Source organism: Pseudomonas sp. JAI111, from assembly GCF_024809425.1.
Classification (GTDB): domain Bacteria; phylum Pseudomonadota; class Gammaproteobacteria; order Pseudomonadales; family Pseudomonadaceae; genus Aquipseudomonas.
In genome coordinates this window covers 258,794-281,858 of the sequence record NZ_JANUCB010000006.1, presented here as the reverse complement: position 1 = coordinate 281,858, position 23,065 = coordinate 258,794, and the positions used below count along the sequence as shown (strand labels likewise).

Genomic DNA, 23,065 nt, shown 5'->3' with positions numbered 1-23,065 from the left:
CATGATCAAGTCCGTTTACAACTACCCGGTTTCCACCCTGCTCGATATCGAGAGTGGGGTGGTTTATGCCATCCCGCGCTACCAGCGTGAATACACCTGGAGCCGTGCGCAGTGGGATGCGCTGTTTGAGGATCTGTTGGACAACGAGCTGCATTATTTCCTCGGCTCGATCATCTGCATTAACCAGTCGCAAGATGCCCTGACTGTACAAAGCCTGGAGCTGGTGGACGGGCAGCAACGCATGACCACACTGTCTTTGCTGCTGGCGGCGGTCTATCAGAGCTACCGCACCCTGCCGAATCTGGGCATGGAGCAACAGATTGAGCTGTATAACCTCAAGCACAAACTGGTGCTGAAGAAAAAGTCGGATCAACCACGCCTGATTCCCCAGGTGCAGAACAACAACCAACAGGACTACTTCGCGGTGCTCGGCCAGACCGGCATTTTGGACGATGTGGAGATTGTGCCGAATGCCGGCAATCGGCGGGTTATGAAAGCCTTTCGGCATTTTATCAGCCGAATTGAATTGTACCTGGAGCACAGTGCTGACCCCATTGTGAGCTTGCAGGCTCTGCTGGAGAAAGTGAACACCGCCACCCTGGTCAAAATTGAGGTCGCCGGGCATTCCGATGCCTACACCTTGTTCGAGTCACTGAACAATCGCGGTGTGCCGTTGACGGCCATTGACCTCATCAAGAACAAATTGCTCGCAGTACTGGAGTCCAAAGACCCTGGCAGCATCGACAAGCAGTACAACCGCTGGAAAAAGGTGATTGACGCCCTTGGTGATGACTACGCCGTGCAGGAGCGTTTCTTTCGCCAGTATTACAACGCGTTCAAACCCGATCTGAAGGATGTCGTTTCAGTACCGGTGGCCACCAAATCAAACCTGATGCAGGTGTATGAAAAGCTGATCGCCCATGATGCCGAGGGCTTTTTGCACGCCATGATTCGTCTGTCCAGCCGCTACGCTCAAATAGTCGGCTACCGTGCTGTGCCTGAGCAGCCCAAACTCTCCAGCTTGCTGCTCTCGCTGGACCGCATCCAGGGGGCTGCCGCTTATTTGCTTCTCATGGTGCTGATGGAGTGCCAAACCGAGCTGGAACTGAATCATGAGCACCTTGAACAGGCAGTGATCTTTCTGATTGCCTTCTTTGTTCGCCGCAACACGACCGACCTACCGCCTACCCGTGATTTGACCCGTATCTTCATGGATGTGGCCGAGACCATCCGTGGGCTACGTGCTGGTGATGTGGTCAATCATATTCAGCGCACGCTTCAAGCCGAAAGCGCTAGTGATGAGCAGTTCGAGAAAAGCCTCAGAGGTCCGATATACGAAGACAATAAAGCGGTTTGCCGCTTTGTGCTCTGCGCACTTGAGGAAGGCCGCATGACTCGCGAAACCAAGGTCGATCTCTGGGCGCTGAAAGGCAAACAGTATGTATGGACCATCGAGCATATCTTCCCCCAGGGTGAAAACATCCCTGACAGTTGGGTGCAAATGATTGCCGATGGAGATGTGAATCTGGCCGAGCAACACCGTCAGACCTACGCCCACTGCCTGGGTAACCTAACTATCTCTGGCTACAACAGCGCTCTGGGCAACAAGAGCTTTGCTGAGAAGCAAAGCCGCACCGACAGCCAGGGGCGGGAGGTTGGGTACAACAACGGTCTCTATCTGAACCATGCACTGGCCGCGGAGGACCGCTGGACCGTGGAAAAACTGGAGGCGAGAACGATGCAATTGGTGCAAGAGGTACAGGCGAAGTATCCATTGGTTATTACGGTCACATGATCAAGCCTGCTTAATGAATCCAAGGATTGATATGAAACTGATTGATTTGCTGGCCACCGAAATCCGGAACAGCGCTGCCTACAACTCCAATGTGCAAGTCGCTCCCAGCGTAATTCTGTGGACGGACACACTGCGCCAATGGGAGCCAGCATTGCCATTGCTGCAAGCTGCAATGCCGGAGCTGATCGTGTTGGGTGACTACGCCCCCGACAAGAAAGTAGGTCCAGCCATTTGGATCAAATGTGTTGTGGATAATACGCTGCCCAGCATTGAGCTCCCAGTCGATCGAACGCCGATCCTGTATTTACCGGGCGTGGAACGCCGCGACCTGCGTGCAATCGGTGCTTGCCCGGACAAACTCAAACCGCTGGCTGAGCTGCAGTACAGAGGGTGTTGGTGGATCTACAACAACTCTGGCCGTGATTGGACGGTGAACGCCTTTCTGATCTCCAGTAACGGCGGAGCAGGGCTGGATGTCGCCAAGGATGAGAAATCCCAACAAGCCATGCTGCGTGTTTTACCTGAGATTCTGGAAAGCGAGCGTGATGAGCTGTGCAACCGCCGGCTCGAGGCTGCAGATTTCAATAAGCTAGTCAGCAGCGACCCGGTGCGTGATTTACTCAGTTGGATGAATGACAGCAAAAGCTGCCGTGAGCGCTGGGACGGGTCACGCTGGCAAGCACTGGTCGGCATCTGCGAAACCGAATACCACTTCAATCCTGAACAGGATGGAGAGTTGACGGCCGCCGAATTGCTGTGCCAACGCCAGGGTATCTGGGACGGTGTTTGGCAACGCTATGCTGAGTCTTGCCGCCACTACCCGTTCTTGCCGCAGTTAATGCTCAAGGTCCAGCCTGATTTGGCTTCCAGCGGTGAAAGCTATCCGGCTATCAATTTGAGTGAAGAGGGATACCTGGAGCAGACGCTACAGCAGTTGCTTGAGCAAGGTGCTACTCAGGTTCGCCAAAGCCTGCAGACCCTTGAGCAACGGCATGCTCAACGGCGTACTTGGATTTGGTTTGAGCTTGATCTGGCTCCGTTGGCAGGCGTGCTTGGTCACCTGAGCCAAGTGGCTCAGAAGACCACAAAGGTCTTCTCCGGCGTTGATGCAGAGGAAATGGCGACGCAGTATCGGGAGCACTATTGGCAGGCTGATGATCAGATGCTCAAGGCATTGGCTTCCCCCTTGTCCGCAAGCCAACAAGTTCTTGTGCAGCAGATCCTCACGCTGATCTACACGCCTTGGTTGGATGAGGTGACGCGCAATTTCCAAGGTGTGGTCAAATCTAAGGGCTATCCGGGTAGCAACCAGGTGAATGAAGCCACGGCTGAGTATGCCGCGAGTGGTGAAGTGGTATTTTTCGTAGACGGCCTGCGTTACGACATTGCCCAGCGTCTGAGTCGGGCTCTGCAAGGATTGGGAGCAGTAACGCTTTCGGCAAACTGGGCAGCTTTGCCTTCAGTGACGTCTACCGCGAAAGCAGCCGTGACACCGGTGCATAACCGGTTGACTGGCAGAACTACCGACCGGGATTTTGAGCCCAGCTTGCTGGACGAAGATAAGGACTTTTCGGCTTATTACCTGAAGAAGTTTCTGCAGGAAAAAGGCTGGCAATATTTGGATGAGGGCGATTCAGGCGACCCAGCATCCAATGCTTGGGTTCAAAGCGGCGATATTGACAAAGAAGGTCACGTGAAGGGGCTCAAGCTGGCGGCGCGAATTGATACCTTACTGGCTGAAGTCGTTGAGCGGGTTGAAGAACTCCTGGCTGCAGGCTGGCGCAAAATTCGTATCGTCACTGACCACGGCTGGATGCTGACGCCCACACCTATGGTTAAAGTCGAATTGGCCAAGCATTTGACTGAAACGCGTTGGGGTCGCTGCGCGGTCATCAAGGACTCTGTGGACAGCGGTTATCAGCAGGTAGGTTGGTACTGGAACGGAGCTGTCAGCATTGCCATGGCTCCAGGTGCCTGTAGTTTCAAGGCAGGACAGCACTATGATCACGGAGGCCTGAGCCTGCAGGAGTGTTTGACGCCGGTGCTAGAGGTACGCAGCACACAAGCCCCAGTTACGACCTCAGCGATCTCTGCAACACTTTCGGATCTGCGCTGGGTGGGATTGACCTGTAAAGTCCAGGCGCAAACCAGTACTGAAGGGGTACTGGCGGTCCTCAGAACGCACCCGGCTGACCCGGATTCAGAGATCACCAAGCGCAAGCCGCTAAAAGAAGGCAAGTGCACTCTATTGGTAGATGACCAGTATGAGGGCACTACTGCTGTATTGGTGCTGCTGGATGACAAGGGCAACGTGCTGGCGAAAAAACCAACTCTGGTAGGAGACGAGTAAGTGGAAATGGATACGCTGGACCGTAAGTCCGCGGAGGTCTTTGAGGGGTACTTAGTTCGCAAAGACTTAGTGCGCACTTTTGCGCGTCAATTTCCGGTTCCGACCTATGTCGTCGAGTTTATGCTGGGCAGATATTGCGCCTCAACCGATCCCATCGAAATCGAAGAGGGTTTGGAAATCGTTCAGCGACAGCTGTCCGATCGTACCGTGCGTGCCGGCGAAGAAGAGCTGTTCAAGGCACGTGCCTATAAAACCGGCTCTGCCAAACTGATCGATATTGTCAGCGTGCGGTTTGTAGAAAAGGAAGGTGGCTACCTGGCGTCGTTGCCCAGCTTGAATCTCAATCGTGTGCGTATCCCAGACAAAATTGTTGATGACAACGAACGTCTGCTGACCGGTGGTTTTTATGCTGAGGTGACGCTGGAGTACGACAGCATCATTGCTGAGGAAAAGGGGCACGCCTTTGGCATTGCAGAGTTGCGCCCCATCCAAATGTCCAAGCGCAATGTGTTGGATATCATGGCAGAGGCACGTACACGATTCAGCAGCGAAGAGTGGCGAGATTTCCTCACACGCTCCATCGGCCTGGAGCCAAGCGCGCTGTCACCGCGAGCTATAGACGCCATAATGCTCCGCATGGTGCCGTTCGTTGAGCGCAACTACAACATGGTCGAGCTGGGGCCGCGGGGCACAGGCAAGAGCCACCTATTTCAGCAAATATCGCCCTACGCGCATTTGATTTCAGGCGGCAAGGCGACCATCGCCAAAATGTTCGTCAACAACGCCAGCGGGCAGCGCGGCTTGGTTTGCCAGTACGATGTGGTTTGCTTTGATGAGGTCAGCGGGATCTCCTTCGATACCAAGGAAGGGATCAACATCATGAAGGGCTACATGGAGTCCGGCGAGTTCAGTCGTGGGAAGGAAAGCATTCGAGCCGATGGCTCCATGGTGTTTGTCGGTAACTTTGATGTCGATGTCGAACACCAGCAGCGAGTAGGTCATCTGTTTGGCCCACTCCCAGCAGAGATGCGTGATGACACTGCCTGGATGGACCGTATCCATTGCTATCTACCTGGCTGGGATGTACCTAAAATGAACAAGACTCTGACCACCGACCACTTTGGCCTGGTCAGTGACTTCTTCTCCGAATGTATGAGTCGCCTGCGTTTCCAGAGCCGCGTATCTGCCATGCAGAATCGCGTTCACCTGGGCGGAGCACTAAGTGGCCGCGATACCAATGCAGTCAACAAAACCGTCTCCGGCTTGCTCAAACTGATGTATCCAGGGCAGGACATGGTTGTGTCCGACGAAGATTTGGAATGGGCTACTCGTTTAGGGCTTGAGGTACGGCGCCGGGTCAAGGAACAGCAAAAGCGAGTCGGAGCCGCCGAGTTTCGTAACACCCATTTTAGTTACTTCATTGGTGATGATGGGGTCGAGAAGTTCGTGGCTACGCCGGAGCTTCGCGCCGACAACGAAATCGGTGATGACCCACTGGAGCCGGGCCAGATCTGGACCGTCAGCGAAGGTGGGGCGGACATCGACGACAACGCTGGCCTGTATCGCATCGAGGTGAATGAAGGACCTGGCTCTGGAGTACGCATTCTAAATAATCCGGCGCCCGCAGCCTTCAAGGAGTCGCTGCGCTATGCCGAGCAGAATTTGTATTCCAGAGCAACTCAACTCATCGGGGACCGCGACCCACGCGCCCATGAGTTCTCTGTTCAGCTCAGAGCCTACGACGCCGCCAAACGCGGTTCCAAACTGGGCATGGCGGCGCTGATTGCGATGTGTAGCAGCTTGTTGAAAAAGTCGGTGAAGGGCGGAGTGATCGTCGTCGGCGAGATAAACCTTGGCGGCTCGATTGAGCCGATTAGCAGCGCAGTGAATATTGCCGAGCTGGCGGTAGAGAAGGGCGCCAGCGTGCTGCTCATGCCTGTCACAGCCAGGCGCCAGCTGTATGACCTATCTGATGACATGGCAACAAAGATCGACATCCAGTTCTACCAGGATGCACGGGATGCGTTGTTGAAAGCGATTGTGGAGTAGGGGGGGGCACAGTTCAGCGATCTTTGACGACGGTCCCAGAGGGGCCTTGTACATAGCGCAACCCTGCGGTCTGTAACTGCATTAGATTGGGTGAAAAAAAGGACTGTACATCTACCAACGTCCGTCGCCTGCCAGCGACGGACGTTGGTTGAACTTACAATTATTCAGATGTGTTATTTGCAGTGCTCCGTAGTCGACTGAAAATCAGGCAAGTCAGTACTGCTGCAATCAGAAGCGGCGGAAACCGCACCATGAGAATCAACAAGAGTATTGCTGTCATGCAGCCGGCAAGAATGCCGACGAAGATGAACAGGGCTGCGAAGATTCGTACCAGTTGCTTCATGCCTACCTCCTCACAGGTAGCCCTGTTCTGCCAGCGATTTACAGCCGTCACTGCCAACGATGATGTGGTCCAGCGTTCTTACCCCAATCAGATTCAGCGCCTCTCTGAGCGTGTTCGTCAGCGAGCGGTCAGCCTGACTGGGCTCTGGATCGCCGGATGGGTGGTTGTGCACCAAAATCACGGCAGCGGCATTGTGCTCTAGAGCGATCTTGACCACTTCCCGCGGGTAAACGCTAGCACCGTCCAGCGTGCCTCTAAATAGCTCCCGAAAGCTGATTACCCTGTGTTTAGTATCGAGCAATAGCAACGCGAAGACTTCATGCTCGTGGTACTGCAGTAGTGTTTGGAGATGGCTGAATACCTGCTTCGGATCAGTCAGTACCCTGCCTTTCGACAAACGACTCATCGCCAGCTGTTGCGCCATCTGTAGGATGTCAGCTTCGGTGACGGGAGACTCCATGACATAAGTCCCGGATGTCTCTCCCTCCCTTAGTTTGTGATATTTCATGACGGTCTTCCTGTGCGAATGCGGGGGGATTGAGGCGCGCGTTTACTGGACGCTGGGCCTAGCGTGTCGGCTGGTTTGCGATTCCAGCTTTTGGGCCAGTGATGTTTTTGCAGGTGTTGTCGGTTGGAGTTTTGCGTGGGTGTGCACGGTCTCAGTGGCGGGAAAAAGCTCCTCGACGATGACGCCGGTCTCTTCCTCGCTGTCTTCAAACGCGCCGTTGTTAAAGCCCTGACGAGCCGCCTGATCCAAGGCTGTTTGGTTAAAGCCAGCGGCTTGCCGGTTCTCATCCAGCTGCTTGGCTTCCATTAACGCGTCTTCCATGCTCAGACCACTGCGTACCGTGATATCCACGTAGAAAATCGGTGTGCCGTGGCTCTGGCGAGTGGATTTGCCGCGCAGGCGCAATTCCAGCGGCAGACAGGCCAGGCGACTGCCTGAGATGGCTTGCAGGTAATGAAGACGCGCTGCCAGGGTGCGGATGCTGTTGTAGCCCGTGGTACGGAAGACAAAGCTGCCCAGCGGATCATCGTCGCCGATCACCACGTTCAGTCGTCCGTAAGGCTTGCAGGTATTACCTTTGGCCAGTAAACAGCCATCGGGTGAAGGGCAGGGCAGAGTCTTGATGCCGTCCTCGCACTGGCGTTTGCAGGTCTCGCCATTGCCAACACACAAAGGTCGGCCAGTGGTGCGGTCGAACAGGCTGTAGTCAGCCCGAAAGTTGAGGTCCGGCTCGTTGAACAGCAAACGGATCGGAATGCTGCGCAGTTTGCCATCCTGGCCATTACGCAGTTCCTCATTGAGCGGGTGCAGCAGCCAGCCGTCGCGGCTTTGTACCTGTGAGGTAATGGTGAACTGATCGTCTTTCTCGGGCAGCCGCATGCCGTTTTTCTCGACGACCTTGCCGATGGAAATACGCCCGAGTATAGGAGGGGTGATCGCTAAACCTTTGAGCATGGCGGTTATCCTTGATCTGGAAATAAAAAAGCCACCAGGACGTAAACGGTCCAGGTGGCTTGGGTGTGAGGAATGGCTCAGCTGATCAAAAAGCGACGACTGCCTGTTTTGATTTTGGGATAGCGGACCTGCAGGTAGGGTTTGTCCTTGAGCATGCGTTCGACATCCAGCCCGGTGGTGTCCTTGGACTTCTTCCAGCTAATGTAGCCCTCGGCAAACTCCGCACGGGAGGCATCGCCCATGGCCTGCAGTAGGGTCTGTTTGAGCTGCGCCTCACGCGTCTCCTGCTGGGCAATGCTCTGGCGAACAGCCTTGAGCTTCAGATAGGTAGCGGCCAGCTCGGTGTGCTGGCTGAAATCCAGCGTCTGGCCGTTGTCCTCGGGGTAGAGACAGCGCAACGCGGCTTCCGCTGAGTCCGTACCATCGGCCGGTGGCGGGGTATCACTGATCACGTAATCCCAGAACAGTCGCTCAAGGTCGACCAGCCTAGCAATCATCGACTCGTCCCGTTCGATGCGATGGATCTCCAGGTGCTGCCCACCGAGCAGCACCGCGACATCGGCCGCCTGCTTACCAGTCACGGCGAGCTGGTGCATCACTTGTAATTGCACATACTCCGGCACGCCCTCTTTCCAGAGGCGTGCGCCGTTTATGCCGGCTGTTTTGCACTCAAGGATCTGTACGTCTTCGGCGCCGATGACCTCGCGGTCAATGTTGGCCAACATCCAGGGTAGTTTAGGATCAGGATGCTGCAGCACTGCATTGATACGTCGGACACGGTGACCACTACGCTTGGAGTAGTGAGTCGCGACAATCGGCTCAAGGATGTTGCCCCAGTAAGCAGGGCTTTCCTCGTCATGTGGATCGAGCTTGGGCAGTGAGGTGTCACGGCCAGTTTTCTCCATCCACAGCTCCAACTGGGATTTGTAAGGATTAAGACCTACAGCAGCGGCAGCATCCGAACTGCCGATGCCTTGTTTACGCACAGCCAGCCAGTCTTCTCGGGGAAGTTGTTTGGTCCCCACCAGGCGCAAGGCGGGGCGGGGTCTACTGCAGGATTGTTGCAGCGTTTGCGTTTCCATGGTGTTTTCCTATCTGGCATAAAAAACGCCCGACCAGCAGGAGCTGACCAGGCGTTTAAATAGTTAAGTGGGTGAGTGGGGCTAAGCGACGAGTTGCAGCGCGGCGTTCAGTGCGCGGTCTTTGAGGCTGGCACCGGCCCCAAACCACGCGGAGTCCATGCGGTATTCAGTACTTCGGGCGCGACGTTCGTGATCAATGTACTCGGTCACTGCATTGAGTAAGCCCCACGCAGTTCCTTGGGCCGATTCCAGCGTGGCGCCGCGACCTGCGCCTTCGTACAGGCTTTGCACCTTACGCAGTGCGCGCTCGTTCGGCAGAACTTCGGGCAGCTTGCTATTGGAGGGCACATCACACAGCACATTCATGAAGAAGCCCATCGCCTCATGCCACTGCACCTTGCGCTCCGCCAGTGCGCGCATGCGGTACATAAACTCATCCCACTGGGAGACGGCGATGCCGAGTTGCTTTTTCACCACCTGTGGATCAAAGCGCGTGTTGTGCGGCACCTTGATTGCGCGCGTAGCGCCGTTCAGGGAGATGGTCAGGGTGTTGTTGCAAACTACACGCACGGTGGTCGGGGTCGCGCTGGTGGCCAGCGTACCGTCACAGGAGGTGGCTAGCAGCAGATAGCCATTCACCTGATCGTTACCCTTCAGCGCGGTTGTCTGCCCCGTCCTGGCCAGAGCCCAGAACTTGCGGCCACCTTTGAGTATTCCAGCTGTTTCCAACTCGTAGCCAGAGACCTCAGTCAAATCCCGGTAGAACTCCAGCACCTCACGGGGCTGTACAACTTGATAGCGGTTGGAGACCACCGACAGAGGTGCCTTGGTGTCCGAGCGATAGAGTACTTTCTGTTCCGGAAAGGAGTGGATCGTGCCTAGGTTGCCGACAGTGTCGGCCTTGAAGTGAACAGGGCTTTCCTGAATCTGCCAGTTCATGCCAGCTTCGCGTTGCCATACTTCGAGTGGTTGCTTTTGCGTCAGGCGGTTACCCAAACCATGCCAAGGGGTAGCGCCAACGTATGCCATTTGTTCGACGAGATGAGCCATGGGAGTGATTCCTTTGGGTGCGTGCCGGCATAAATGCTGCGCTCGCGCAGCACTGGCCGAAGAATGTTGTAAGAGGATTAGGCTGGTAGGTTGAAGCGATGATTGCAGGCGAGGCAGAGGTTGTTGGCGAACACATGGCGATCGAGTTTTTCGCCGAACTGAGCACCGAGAGTGCAGCCGCTGGCACCTCCAACGAGCCCGCCGAGGATGGCACCAGAGACTGTACCGAGGGTGATGCCAAGCGGGCCGGCAATAGCGCCGACAGCAGCCCCCATCTGGCCTGCTGCCAGAGCAGCGCTCGCACCACGAGCTGCTCCGCCGACGGTTCCAACAGCTGCGCCAATCTTCATGGCTGTTTGTAAGGATGCGATTTTGGGGGAGTTACACAGAGGACATTGCAATGACATGGTTCTGAGCTCCATGGGATGGATGTCATGGCGATGATGTAGGACTGAAATTTTTTTGAGTCGAATCGTAATCGGGGTCTGTGACGACAATGTGCAGTAATCGGCTAAAGGCAACCGTTCAAATCTATCTCCGAAACCAGGGGCGATGCGCGCATTACCGGCAAAGGCCCAAGTTAGACGCGCATTAATTTCGTCAATTTACCAATACTTTCGGTAATATCCGGATTCACTCAGGACTGCTGAAGGTAGGAAATGGACTTCACCCCCATCATCGCCAAGCACTGGGGTGCGCTGGGCAGGTTTACTCCGTTAATGCTGCAGAACGGAGCACTCAAGTCGCCTTGGGCCAAGGGGGAGGCCGACGAACTTCCGGTGCTTCTGTTCGCTCATTGGCAGTTGGATACGCAGACCTACCGCCATCTGCACAACGTAACCCTGAGCACACAGGATGGCATCACGCAGATCGACCATGTATTCCTCTCGCATTACGGTACCGAGGGCATTGGCTTTGCCTGCTACATCAAATCATTTCAGCCGATGGTATTCCACGTGGCCGAAGTCGACGCCCTCATGCATGCACTGCAAGCCCGCTGGCGCACTCTACCCCTCGCTACTCACCGCGTGAAACGCCCTAGCAATCCAACAGCCGGTCGGAAACGCCCGAAGCTGGGCTGCGTCCTGGAGACCCGGAACATGAAAACTGGTTTGAAGGTGGTGCAGCAGTTCTGGGGCTGTTCAGAGTTTCCCTAGTGCAGAGTGATGCCCAGCTTTTAACCAACTTTCGAGTATGGTCTGACAGACATGTACAGCTTGGGCTGAAAACTAATGGCCGAGGCAGAACAATCGCAAAATTTCGTAGTGTGAACCATCGAGTAGTGCGCTCACCCGGCAAGGCGCTTCTGATGATGTTTACGATGCAAACCAAGGGAGATACCAGCTTGAACCAGCCTACGCCCGCAACGAGAAGCTTTGATGTGCTTATTCATCTGGATCAAGGAGACAGCGCAAAGGCGCTCTCGGCCAACGAGCTTGTCCAGCGCCGGCACTACGAACTTCTCCGGGATCAAGTGAATGAACACCTCGCCACCTTGAGGCCTGCAGAGTCACTCAAGCAGGACTACCCATACGGCAGTGGTTGGACGCAGTTCCTTGATGGTTCCCGAGGCGCAGGCAAGTCAACTTTCTTGAGTTCAGTAAAGGCTGCCATGAAGGCGGATGTTGACCTGAAAAGTCAGATGGCATTCATCGCTCTGATAGATCCAAGTCGCATCGAGCATAGCGAGATCATCCTGCTCGTCATCCTGCAGCACCTCAACAAGCGGGTCGAGGAGGCCCTCAAGGAACTGCGACAAATGCATAATGAACAGCTTCGGGACGAATGGCGCCGAGCGTTCAAGGGAGTCGCCGGCGGCCTCAGCTTATTCGCAAAGGAATACCACCCGCTCAACGATCTGGATCCGGAGCTTTTCCTCGACTGGGGCCTGGAGCGCACAAGCGACAGCACTAGCTTGAGAACAAAGTTGCACCATCTATTCGAGACTGCGTGTCGCATTCTCGGTGTGCAAGGGCTGATGCTTGGGTTCGACGATGCTGACACAGACTCCACGCATGCAATTAACCTGCTGGAGTGCATCCGAAAATACTTAGATACCCCCCGTTTAATGGTGCTGGTGACGGGGGACATGGAGCTCTATTCGCTCCTCGTGCGTCAACACTTCGCAACAACGGTCGCAGGCAGACCCGAGGCAGCTCTAGACCTTCAGCGCAGTTCAAAGCAAGGAGACCGCTCGGGCCAATATCTACGCATGATTGATCATATGGAAGAGCAGTACTTGCTCAAACTCTTCCCGATACGGCGGCGCATGCAGTTGAAACCATTGTGGAATATCAAGCTTCTTGATAATTGCCACGCTACCTATCCTGCTTGGGGCCAGAACGAGATATCGGTAGAGGATGTAGTCCAAGCAATAGTGCAGCGTGGTCTACGTGTTAAAGCCAGCTCTGACGTGTCCACATATACCGAATTTCTGCTCAAGCAACCTCTGCGATCAGTTTTACAGGTGCTATCCAGTTGCGCACCGCATCTGGAGATATCGTCTTCTGCCGACTTGAAGTCAGGGGTTTGGTCATTTGATTTGACCAGTGAACTCAGCCGCTCCTTACAGGCCCTAGCGCTGACAAGCCTCTATAAGTTCTCCGTCGATACCGACGCGATTGCCGCAAAAGAGTTGCCAGCTTTAACGCTGGCCGTTTTCGACCTCTCACTGGAGGACGGAGACATTGATACTGCTCCATATCTCCGGCCAATGTCGGCGGAACAGGACATCAAGGCTTGTTTTGCTGCACTGGCAGCGGAGGTACCAAATTTCTGCGCCGGCAAGCCGGGAACGGCTCTTCGGTATCTTTTGCGTGGGCCCGGCAGTGTGTCGCTCTACAACCTTGCCAACTCTCATCTCAGCGATAAGGACTCAACGTCTTCATTGGGTCGCGTGCACCAATTCAAGTCTTACATGGGTATCGGCCGCAGAGAAGACAGCCTAGACTGGGCTCGGCGCGCGACAGCAGTCATCGCAATGCCCTACAGCGTGAACTACAAGCCACGTGTCGTTTTGCCCGGTATTGTGGGGCTGCGTCGAGGTACGAGAGGGAGAAAGGGCGAGCTAATCGCTCGGGCCGTGATCCAACGTGCTGTTGATAATACAGCGATTCCGCATCTGCCCGTGTTTGCGCTAAGCATGGTCAACGTAGTGAGCGCTACTAATCCGCGTACCTATGGGTCCATCTTTACGCTAATCGGCCTCATCGAGAAATTGCTTTCCGCAGATAATCAGGGTGATCTGGAAGCCCGGACGGTCTATGAGCGGGCTTATCCGTCTCTAACCGTTTCTGGTCCCAGTTGGTCGCGCCAAGGCGACGCGACACCGGAAGATGAGGACGACGAAGATAAGCAACGCGCACTGGCTGAGTCTAATGAGTGGGCTAAACAAGAAGCCCTGTGGATGAGCATTAATACTTGGCTCGAAAGCGTGCGCGATTTGTTTAAGAAGACCATGCCTTCAGGCATTTTTCTAGGCAAGGTCTGGACACGACTCTTCTTCAGTCTGCAGAACGCGGCCGAGGATCTGAAACCCAGCGCTAAATTCGACACGGCGATGGAGATTTTTTCACTCTGCGTCATTAACGCATTCTTGGTCGAGGAGGCTGAACACCACCTGCTTGACACGTCAGATGCGTCGAAGACTATTTCGAGGATCGACAGGAACAACCCTCGAACCTCGGCTAGCTGGTTTGTCGACAAGCTCAACTCAGCGAAACCTCAAAGAGATGATTTCCCATTTACGGCAATCATGGCGACATGCCCATTGCTTCTGGGACTTCTGGACACTGAACTGGATTATGCCCAAGCGTTGAAACCGTTGTTTCCTGATGACATGAATGAAGCGGCGATCAAGGGTTTGTTGTGCCCGAAAGAGCTTAAGGAGCTCATGCAGAAAGTTTCCGTAACGGGCGAGTCACGGTCCCGACAAACTGCATCTCGTGGTGCTGGTGAGGCCACCCACGAATGAGTGCCCAAGCCGCCTCCATCGGCTCACTCCTCTCGACGCTACTGCTGTCGGACTACCGGGTCCTGCGTCTCTCTTGGGAGACGCCCTTCACCCAGCAGTTGGAATGGTCTAAGTTACGGGAGCCCGCCTATCTCGCGTACCAGCCTTGGGCTGCACGCTTTCCGGATCATGTGTTCGATTCGGCATGGCGCTTCCTGGCAGGGCGGCAGCCTGAAAATGGCGTCCTAATCAATGCGCTCCAGGCCCTGGTCGATGAGTTCCTGAACCTGCGGCATGGCGAGTTGCGTGTCCATCGCGATCTATTCGGCTCCTGGCAGCAAGGCGTTGCCAGTAGGCTTTCTTCGCTCCCAATCCAAGCTGCAGCTGACGTAATTCTCCGCGCGGGGGAGTGCAACCCGGACCGTTCGTTTCGTTTGCGGCTCGACTCATTCAATCGAGAGATAGCCCCGTGGAGACGCCAAGTTGTGCCCTTGCTTCGACCAGAGGAGGCTCCGGTCGCCGACTATGTTGAGCGGGAAGGTTTGCACGAATCACACCTACATCTGAATGGCAGTACGCATGCTGAGATCTGCTGGCTGCGTGCGATCCGCGACTCACGCGCGGAAACTCGGGATTTCGTGAACGCCTGGACCCGCGAGAAGAGCGGAGGCCGTATTCGCGAGCTAGTTGGACAGACGAATCCCGAACTGACTCCGCAGGTCTTTCACCAGCACCTGCAGACTGCAGGCCGGCTTCGTTCTTGGCTCATCGGCTCTACAAATGGCCAGCTCGCGCCGAACGCACTACTGCCATCGTCGTGTCAAAGTTTGTATAGCGCTGGGAACGACGAGTGGTCTGAAGGGTTAAGCGTGCCTACTCCGTCGTGGCGTGACGAACCCGATGTTGAAGAAGAGTTCACGTGGATGGCAGCGCTCGTTGCCAGACTTCGGCAACATCCGAGCGTCCAACTTTCTCGGATGTTTCATACATACTTGCTGCTGCTGAATCAATACTATCGATTGCTCGTTCAGAGTGAAGCGCAGTATGGGTTCGACCAGTTTCAGAAGTTCACTCTGACCGGGCTTCGTGAGCCGTCGGAACGGGAGTTTCGAGCGCGCTTTCACGCCATGCACGGACCTCGATTAGCACGTAGCACTGTCGGATATCTGGAGGGACGCTTCGCCCCCAAAGTCGACCCGCTAAAAGCTTGCCGATTGTTCCAGGCAATCCTGGGCGGCTACCTCAATTATCTAAACGATGCTACTGCTGCTGGCAGATTGTCCATCAAACCACCCCGTTCTCTCTCTGCCTTGTTGAGCGAGCTAGACCGCTATTTTGAGCGACCGACTTTCCCTCATCGAAGCGTTCATCGGCTGGCACTGGTCGCACATTTTATCAAGCTAGACTGGTCGCCTAATGAAAAGGGCAAGGCCGGCCCATATAGGCACTACCCACTCGACATGCAGCTACGTCGAACTACTAATGTGTTGCTCTCAGTTCTCGCCCGCTGGCCTCGACTAAGGACGTGGGTACGGGGCATCGATGCCGCCGCAAATGAGCTACACGCGCCCCCGGACGTTTTCGCCCCTGCCTTCCGTGTCTGCCGTCGAGCCGGTTTGGATAGGCGCACCTACCACGCGGGTGAAGACTTCCGGCACCTTCTGTCGGGTATAGCCACCATGTGGGAGGCACTGGAACTACTGGATCTGCGCAACGGCGACCGTATCGGACATGGAACAGCCATGGGGATCCGCCCAAGCCTGTGGCTTGATCGTATGCCAGGCAAAATCACCCTGCCTCGAGGTGAGTGGTTGCTGAGTGTGCTTGCCGCTTGGCAGTTGCTGCGGGATGTGCCAGAGATGCAAGCCTGCGTCCACCGCCTTCATCGCGAACTGGAGTTGGTTGCTCACCAAATTTTCGGGCGTTCACTGGTAGCGTTCGACATCGAACGCGCGATGGCGCTTCGAGGTTTGAGTCGCCTTGACTTGATGCGCCAGCTAACCGGTGACGAAAACTCGCCGCACGAACCGCTGAGCGACCTCTGGCGCGAGGAAACTTTGCGGGTTAGGTCAGCGTGCCAGAATCAGCCTCAGGCAGTGGGACTGCTCTGGGAGTGGTTGAACGACGCAGGGGTTCACAAACGTGCAGGCGAACTGACCGAGAAAGAGGCTGACTTCATGGATGCCCAAGGTTACCTCCGACTGCAGCAAGCGCTAATGCAACAGATTGCCGATCGGGGAGTCCTCATTGAGACACTGCCATCTAGTAACGTCCGGATCAGTCAATACCACCATATCGGCGAGCATCACTCGCTACGCTGGATGCGGGTGCCCGGCCACGTTGAGGATGGAGATCCGGACATTAAGGTGTGCCTCGGTTCCGACGATCCAGGGATCTTCGCGAGCGATCTCGAAACCGAGTTCTATCTAATGTACGCCACACTTCGGCGAGCCGGTCTCAGCGATTCTGAGTCGTTACATCGCCTGAGCGTATTAAACGAACGTGGCAGAATTTATCGCTTCCACCATCCCTTGCTGTCGTGAGCGGGCGAATCGTCGCTTCAGACACCAATCTACCAGCGACAGATTGTGCTCTGAAGATTCATTAGTCGCTCTTGGAATCCAAGTCTCAGAAATTTCGTGATTCCAGGATGATTTCAAAATGCTATATGATCGAATTCTGGAGAGTAGATTACCAATGAGGGTTACATGAGCTATAGCGCCGAGATTAGCCGTACCAGTCCTACTGCATTCCTGTTCCTGGTTGACCAGTCCGGGTCAATGCAAGACACCATGACAAATGGGAAGTCGAAAGCTCAGTTCGTGGCGGATGTTCTAAATCGTACTTTTGCCACGTTGATTACCCGCTGCACAAAGTCCGAAGGTACTCGTGATTATTTCGAGGTTGGTGTCTTGGGCTACTCCGGTGCTATTGCTGAGAACGGCTTGTCGGGGGCGCTTTCGGGGACGATTTTGAACCCGATTTCTCAGATTGAAGCTCATCCTTTGCGCGTTGAAGACCGGGTCAAACGGGTTGATGACGGAGCAGGCGGTTTGGTAGACCAGTCCATCAAGTTTCCGGTGTGGTTCGAGCCCAAAGCCGGAGGCGGCACCCCTATGTGCAATGCAATCACAACCGCAGCGGAGCAGTTGGTTGCATGGTGTGATGCCCATCCGGACAGCTACCCTCCAACCGTTTTGCATGTTACGGATGGTGAATCGACTGATGGGGATCCCGAGGGGCTCGCTCAGCAACTCCAACAAATCAGCACCAGCGATGGAAACGTTCTGTTGTTCAACCTGCACGTGAGTACTAGTGGGGGAGATCCGGTTAAATTTCCTTCCTCTGACGCGGGCTTGAGCGATAACTACGCAAAATTGTTGTTCCGTATGTCCAGCCCCCTGCCTATTCATCTTCATAAAGTTGCAGAAGAGAAGGGTATTAACGCAACCATGGAATCTCGGGGTTTCGTTTTTAACGGTGATATCGCCGAAATTGTCGACTTCTTCGATATCGGTACTCGGGCAGCTCAGTTGCGCTGACCATGACATTCCGAATCCTCTTTGACGGGACGGTAGCCAAGCACCTCGATGCGCCAGATGATAACGAGGACGCTTACCGTATTGCTCAGGATAGGGGGCGTGTGGTGCTATCAGATGGCGCCTCGGAGTCCTTCGATGCGAGTAGCTGGGCGAACTTGGTGGTGGATCAGTTTCTAGGCTCTGATCCGTCGGACGAACAGCTTGGTTTGTGTATTCAGGCATATGGGCTGCTTCACGATCCTCAAACTTTATCTTGGTCTAAAGCAGCTGCTTACGAGCGTGGCAGCTTCGCCACGTTGGTGATTGCACAGAATGATCATGATCGCAAAACGGTAACAGTGACGACCTTAGGCGATAGCCTTGTCGCTTGGTGCAATGAAAATGGTGAAATTGAAACCGTCCCTTATGTATGTGCTGATCAGTTCACTGAGAAGCCAACTCTCTTAGCTACTCGCAGTGCACTGAATGCAGAAGTGGCTATCGGCGACCAAGGGCCTTGGAGTCAAAGGGAGTGGAGTTACGACCAGCAGGAAGCATGTTTGCTTCTTTGCATGACCGATGCGCTGGGAGCTTGGCTACTGCATCGTCAAGAGCAGGGCTATTCGGATGCCTTTGAGCGGCTTAGTGGAATCAGGGATCAACAGGCTTTTCTTGAGCTGGTAGAGGAAGAGCGAGCCTCCGGTGCAATGCGCAGAGATGACACCACCTTGATTATCGTTACTCTCAACAGTTTGACGTAAACCATGGCATACCCAACCTTAGAACAATACAACGAGGCCTTGCAGTCCCCGCAGTTAGTACTGCAAGACGCTGAGTTGAAACATGGCCGATTGAAAACCTCCGGATTGGGTCTGCCCTTGGCTTTGTGCGGCGGATTTGCGTTGACTTATATCGTGGATTTAGCGGGCAAGAGGTTTGCACTTCGTTGTTTCCACAAGGAGTCAAGAGAGCTGGAGCAGCGCTATAAAGCGATCTCCGCGCGAATCAAGCAATTGGCCAGTCCTTATTTTTTGCCCTTCGATTTCATCCCGAATGGAATTCGCATACAAGGATCGACGTATCCCATAGTCAAGATGGCATGGGCGCAAGGGCGTACTCTGGCTGAGTTCCTAGAAGGCGAGCATCAAAACACTCAAGCACTCCAACGTTTACGACAAGCTCTCGCCAAGCTGGCTGGGTTTCTTGAGCAGAACCAGATCGCTCATGGTGACATCCAGCCCGAAAACGTCATGGTTAGCGCAGACGGCGGCACCGTGCAGCTAATTGACTACGACGGAATGTTCGTAGAAGGGTTTCAGGGGGCTACTGCTACCGAATTGGGGCAAGTCAACTTTCAGCATCCAAAGCGAACGGCTAAAGATTTCAATCAGAAGCTCGACCGCTTCTCGTTCCTCACGTTGGATGTTGCCCTTCAGGCCCTTGCAGTTTCCCCTTCGCTGTGGGGTGTATCTCGTTCAGAACCTAGCGCTGTAGTGTTTCGGCGAAATGACTTTCTTGATCCTGGCTCTTCAATCATTTTTGGTGAGGTTCTAAAGCTTCCTAGCGTGGCAAGTCACGCTAAAAATCTCGCTAGAGTGGTCGTAGGAGAATTTCAAAACGTTCCGACGCTTGCGGATTTTCTTCAGGACAAAGGAGTCGTCGGCGGGGCGATTACATTCCAGCAAAAGGCCACTCCATCCGCGGTTGGATATCAAGGTGCTTACCTAGTCTGTGACGCAACAAAATATGCTCAGGTGCTTGCCCAGGTAGGCAGCCGCATCGAACTTATTGGACAGATTCACTCTGTTCGAACTGGGTGGGGAGCTAATAAAAAACCGTATGTTTTTGTGAACTTTTCTGACTGGCGTGGGCAAGCTGTCAAGCTAGCCATTTGGTCTGACGGGATGAAAGCAATCGGATCGAATGTACCCGATAAATCCTGGGTGGGACGCTGGCTGTCAGTAACAGGGTTGGTTGATCCTCCTTACAAAGGACAGGCCAAAGCGGTTAGTTACACACACCTTTCACTAACGATTACAGCATCTGGTCAGATACAACAGTTGCCGGAGCAGGAAGCGCAATTCCGACTTCGTAGCTTTGGCCTTTCGCCCGTGGTCAATTCCACCCCGAGTCGAAACGCTGACGTACTTTCGAGTATGGGGAAGGGGCGGGTTGCTTCAGTTACTCCTATTCAGACCGCGCCTCCGAATGTGCCCCCCCCGAAAAGCTCGAACCAGCAACTACTTGAAAAGATGCAAGCTCAGGCGTCTCAGGCTGCTCGTCAGACGACAAGCGCTCCTCAAGCGTCTACTCAATGGCAAAGCTCTCCTGCGCCGAGGCCAGTAAGTACTCCAAAACGATCTTCAGGAATAGATTGGGTTGGCTGGTTGTTCATTATAATTATGGGGCTTGGCTTATTACGAGCCTGCGTAAAATAGACCCAACCTTCAGCTTAACTTGGCTAGCGAATGCTTATTGCCATTTTCTGCCGACCGCTACCGGTCGAAAACGCCCCGTTACGGCTAATACTAAGTATTGATTGGCTAGCGTATCGATACAACTTTCAAACCTCGGGTTGTTTGAAATGCCGAGACGGACAGGCTACCAGTGGCAGCTTGTTGAATGTGGTCGCTCCACCAGTTCATCATGGGCCGTCTGCGCTCAATGTAATCCGCTCGGTTGTAGGCGCTGCGCACCTCGTCTTTGTCGACGTGGGCAAGTGCTACTTCGATCAATTCTGGATCCCAGTCGCCATGTTCATTGAGAATGGTACTGGCCATTGAGCGCATGCCATGACTTACCAGGCGCCCTTTGAAACCCATTCGCTTCAGCGCCATGTTGGCGGTCTGGCTGTTGCAGTGGGTGCGAGGGTTCCGGTCTGCAGGAAACACATAGTCCCTGTTTCCACTGTAAGGCTTGATAGCCTCTAGCAGTGCCAGAGCCTGCTCCGTAAGCGGGATAAAGTGTGTGCGACGCTTCTTCATGCGCTCCGCTGGGATCGTCCAGATCTTCTTATCGAAGTCGATATCTGCCCAGCGGGTGGTCGCGGCCTCTGCTGGTCGGGTCATAGTGTGGAGCTGCCATTCGATTAGGCAACGCGTTGTTCTTTTGATGCTGGCATTGGCTATTGCCACCATGAGCTCATTTAGCTCATCGGGAGGCAGTGTCGCCATATTTTTCTTTTTTGGCTTCTTAAAGACCGAGCGAATCCCGCTAAGGGGGTTGGCATGGATGAGCCCGTAATTTACCCCGTAAGTCATGATCTCGTTAAGGCGCTGGGTCAGCCGTTTAACAGTTTCCAAGCTACCTTTGGTCTCAAGAGGCCTGAGCAAATTGATGACCTTAGGGGCTCTGATTGCGGAAATTGGGGTTGAGCCTAGATCCGGGAAAATGTGGAGAGTGAGCGAGCGCCAGATATCTTCAGCGTAGGCAGCAGTCACCGAATCTTTCTTCAGATCGAACCATGCCTTCGCCACGTTTTGAAACGTGTGCTCTGTCGCGGCTTTTTCTACCAGGCGCTGAACATCACGCTGCTCTTTCGGATCTAGTCCTTGGGCGACAAGCTCCCTGGCCTCAACAGTCCGTTTTCGCGCTTGGGCCAGGCTGACTTCGGGAAAGGTACCCAATCCCATGTTGATCCGTTTTTTGGTCACGGGATGGATATAGTTAAAGTTCCAAAGCCTAGAGCCATTGATTCTCACTCGCATTTGAAGGCCATTGCCATCCGTGAGCGTGTAGTCCTTTTCTTTAGGCTTGGCTGCTTTGACTTTCATGTCTGAAAGCCGCGTGGCTTGGGCACACATGGTGTATTCCAATGCTGTTTGTGTATTCCAAAAATTACCAGTTGGGAGCTTGGAATACCACTTGGAATACACGTTTGCATGGATGTCTATGGACGCTGACGGATCTTGATGGTGCTGAAAGCCCCGTATTTGCTGGGTTTCAGGCACAAAAAAAGACGTCCGTGGACGTCTTTAGATGTGTATTTGGTGGAGCCGGGGGGATTTGAACCCCCGTCCGCCAGTACTCCGCTGTCGGTACTACATGCGTAGCCGTTTCTATTAAGTTAACCCTCAGCGACCCGAAGGGCAGGGTGCTTTGGGCGAGTTGTGTAAGTTTTAGCCGCTTCGTCCACAACGTACTGCACGGCGATTCTGTTCTATATGACAATCACTTTGGGTTTACAGACATCCCCTGGTGATTGCTGGACCCGAAGGTACCAGAAGCTCAGGATCTAAAGCTGCTTACGCAGCGAGAGAGAATTCCTGGCCGTAGGTTTCGTCATTGGCAACTATAAGTAGTTGCAACAGTGGATTTACGAGTTCTGTTACCAACTCGGCATGCACCTAAAGTTTCGCAACCGGCGTCGAATCCTAAACGGCCCCGAGCCTGTTGCTCTGTGAATCAAAGTGAGCAACAAGCACGCACAGTGTACGCCAACGCGGCTCAGAAGGCCAACCCGAAGGTTGTCCATCGCACATTACGGGGTGACCTGGTTGGCGAGTGACAATCCTTGGGTGGCCTCGGTGACGCATTTTTTGTCGTCCTTGGAGGCTTGTGACGCTTTGGCGCTGGCCAGAAGCCTTTTGACCTCCACTATGGTGTTTGTGGAGGTCGCCGGCAGTGAGCTGACTTTATTTTCGAGCTCTTGCACCTTGCTCATACACTGGCTGTTGTCCGCAGCAAATACGGGAGAGGCCAACATTGCAGCAGAAATCAACAGGCCAGCGAGTGCGGTACGTTTCATGGATATCTCCTTTACCTGATGGTCTCGGTGCTGCCGTGTGAACGAGCGGCTCGGCCGAGGTTGGAAAAATTAATCACGATTGATGGGGCCTACATAAAAGACTGCGGCGGAACGCAGTAATTCGGTTTTAGCAGAGTGGCTATGAAAAAATTGTTTGATAGAAGCAGAGGGGATATCGCTTCTTTTCACGGGTGACCTCTAGCGGACTCTCGCTCCGATGGACCCCGGGACTCGGGCGTGGGGGAAGTTTTCATGGCGACGCTGGCGGTGCACGCCTGACCAAATCCCAGATGCAACAAAACCCGCAAATGGCGGGTTTTGTCGTCTTGCTTCGTACTGGATGGTGCCGGGGGCCCAGCAAGCCAACCCGAAGGTTGACCTCCTGCTGGTTTACTTCCCGCCTTTGTTCGCGTTCTTAAGGTCCTGGATGGTCTGGTTGGTCTCGGCGACGCAATCATCAATCCCTTTCTTGGTGCCTTTTGCATGATCGGCCTTGGCTTGCTTGACGCTATCCGCTACCTGATCAGCCATCTCTTGAGGAATCTGCGCCTGGGCATCTTCGATGGTTTGCAAGTTGACCGCACATTGATCTTTTTCAGCGGCAAACGAGGTGGACGCCATCAGTGAGACAGTAACGAACAGACCTAACAGTACAGAACGTTTCATGTGTATCTCCTTGAACTGAGGGTCCAGGCATCGCTGGCCATCAGGTCG

18 protein-coding genes and 1 other RNA gene are annotated in these 23,065 nt (G+C 54.3%); 9 read left to right on the top strand and 10 right to left on the bottom strand.

The window, feature by feature from the left end:
* The first annotated feature begins 1 nt into the window (after window position 1).
* From HNR03_RS20410 to brxL, 3 genes are read left to right on the top strand one after another with little or no spacing between them, the layout of a single operon-like run.
* Window positions 2-1,795, top strand: coding sequence for a DUF262 domain-containing protein (locus tag HNR03_RS20410; protein WP_259155462.1), 1,794 nt, complete (start codon window positions 2-4; stop codon window positions 1,793-1,795).
* A gap of 31 nt (window positions 1,796-1,826) precedes the next feature.
* Entirely contained in the window at window positions 1,827-4,145 is a 2,319-nt protein-coding gene (gene pglZ / locus HNR03_RS20405) for a BREX-1 system phosphatase PglZ type B (protein ID WP_259155460.1), read from the top strand.
* A gap of 6 nt (window positions 4,146-4,151) precedes the next feature.
* Window positions 4,152-6,194 (top strand): BREX system Lon protease-like protein BrxL, encoded by a 2,043-nt coding sequence (gene brxL / locus HNR03_RS20400; RefSeq protein WP_259155459.1) that lies wholly within the window; start codon window positions 4,152-4,154, stop codon window positions 6,192-6,194.
* Window positions 6,195-6,354: 160 nt separating this feature from the next.
* Here the strand turns inward: brxL and HNR03_RS20395 are convergent, their stop codons facing one another.
* From HNR03_RS20395 to HNR03_RS20370, 6 genes are all read right to left on the bottom strand, one after another.
* Entirely contained in the window at window positions 6,355-6,537 is a 183-nt protein-coding gene (locus tag HNR03_RS20395) for a hypothetical protein (RefSeq protein WP_086798813.1), read from the bottom strand.
* A 10-nt stretch (window positions 6,538-6,547) separates the two neighbouring features.
* Entirely contained in the window at window positions 6,548-7,045 is a 498-nt protein-coding gene (gene radC / locus HNR03_RS20390; protein ID WP_259155458.1) for a DNA repair protein RadC, read from the bottom strand.
* A 42-nt stretch (window positions 7,046-7,087) separates the two neighbouring features.
* Complete coding sequence (locus tag HNR03_RS20385) at window positions 7,088-7,999, bottom strand: hydrolase or metal-binding protein (RefSeq protein ID WP_259155456.1); 912 nt, start codon at window positions 7,997-7,999, stop codon at window positions 7,088-7,090.
* A 77-nt stretch (window positions 8,000-8,076) separates the two neighbouring features.
* The gene (locus HNR03_RS20380; RefSeq protein WP_259155455.1) at window positions 8,077-9,081 is read right to left on the bottom strand and encodes a YqaJ viral recombinase family protein; all 1,005 of its coding nucleotides are present in this window, start codon (window positions 9,079-9,081) and stop codon (window positions 8,077-8,079) included.
* An 81-nt stretch (window positions 9,082-9,162) separates the two neighbouring features.
* The gene (locus HNR03_RS20375) at window positions 9,163-10,131 is read right to left on the bottom strand and encodes a DUF932 domain-containing protein (RefSeq protein ID WP_086798806.1); all 969 of its coding nucleotides are present in this window, start codon (window positions 10,129-10,131) and stop codon (window positions 9,163-9,165) included.
* 77 nt (window positions 10,132-10,208) lie between these two features.
* Window positions 10,209-10,538: a hypothetical protein gene (locus HNR03_RS20370; protein WP_203327709.1), complete on the bottom strand. Its 330-nt coding sequence runs from the start codon at window positions 10,536-10,538 to the stop codon at window positions 10,209-10,211.
* A 252-nt stretch (window positions 10,539-10,790) separates the two neighbouring features.
* Between HNR03_RS20370 and HNR03_RS20365 the strand changes: the two genes are divergently transcribed.
* The 6 genes from HNR03_RS20365 to HNR03_RS20340 all read left to right on the top strand — a co-directional run bounded on the left by HNR03_RS20365 (window position 10,791) and on the right by HNR03_RS20340 (window position 20,042).
* On the top strand, window positions 10,791-11,288 hold the full coding sequence (locus HNR03_RS20365; RefSeq protein ID WP_259155452.1) for a nuclease-related domain-containing protein: 498 nt from the start codon (window positions 10,791-10,793) through the stop codon (window positions 11,286-11,288).
* A 152-nt stretch (window positions 11,289-11,440) separates the two neighbouring features.
* Window positions 11,441-14,104, top strand: a complete 2,664-nt coding sequence (locus HNR03_RS20360) for a hypothetical protein (RefSeq protein WP_259155451.1) — start codon at window positions 11,441-11,443, stop codon at window positions 14,102-14,104.
* Window positions 14,101-16,626 carry a hypothetical protein gene (locus HNR03_RS20355; RefSeq protein ID WP_259155450.1) on the top strand — a complete coding sequence of 842 codons (2,526 nt, stop codon included), beginning with the start codon at window positions 14,101-14,103 and terminating at the stop codon, window positions 16,624-16,626. Before HNR03_RS20360 ends, HNR03_RS20355 begins: the two co-directional genes overlap by 4 nt.
* A gap of 165 nt (window positions 16,627-16,791) precedes the next feature.
* Complete coding sequence (locus tag HNR03_RS20350) at window positions 16,792-17,625, top strand: vWA domain-containing protein (protein WP_259155449.1); 834 nt, start codon at window positions 16,792-16,794, stop codon at window positions 17,623-17,625.
* 2 nt (window positions 17,626-17,627) lie between these two features.
* Window positions 17,628-18,365: a hypothetical protein gene (locus HNR03_RS20345; RefSeq protein ID WP_073523534.1), complete on the top strand. Its 738-nt coding sequence runs from the start codon at window positions 17,628-17,630 to the stop codon at window positions 18,363-18,365.
* A 3-nt stretch (window positions 18,366-18,368) separates the two neighbouring features.
* Window positions 18,369-20,042: a protein kinase family protein gene (locus tag HNR03_RS20340; RefSeq protein ID WP_259155447.1), complete on the top strand. Its 1,674-nt coding sequence runs from the start codon at window positions 18,369-18,371 to the stop codon at window positions 20,040-20,042.
* Between the two features lie 105 nt (window positions 20,043-20,147).
* On the opposite strand, the gene HNR03_RS20335 is transcribed toward HNR03_RS20340, so the two are convergent.
* From HNR03_RS20335 to HNR03_RS20320, 4 genes are all read right to left on the bottom strand, one after another.
* Window positions 20,148-21,407, bottom strand: coding sequence for an integrase domain-containing protein (locus tag HNR03_RS20335; protein WP_259155525.1), 1,260 nt, complete (start codon window positions 21,405-21,407; stop codon window positions 20,148-20,150).
* 184 nt (window positions 21,408-21,591) lie between these two features.
* Window positions 21,592-21,989: a transfer-messenger RNA gene (gene ssrA, locus HNR03_RS20330) on the bottom strand.
* 95 nt (window positions 21,990-22,084) lie between these two features.
* Entirely contained in the window at window positions 22,085-22,351 is a 267-nt protein-coding gene (locus tag HNR03_RS20325; RefSeq protein WP_259155445.1) for a hypothetical protein, read from the bottom strand.
* A 390-nt stretch (window positions 22,352-22,741) separates the two neighbouring features.
* Window positions 22,742-23,017, bottom strand: coding sequence for a hypothetical protein (locus HNR03_RS20320; protein ID WP_090175696.1), 276 nt, complete (start codon window positions 23,015-23,017; stop codon window positions 22,742-22,744).
* Window positions 23,018-23,065 lie beyond the last annotated feature (48 nt).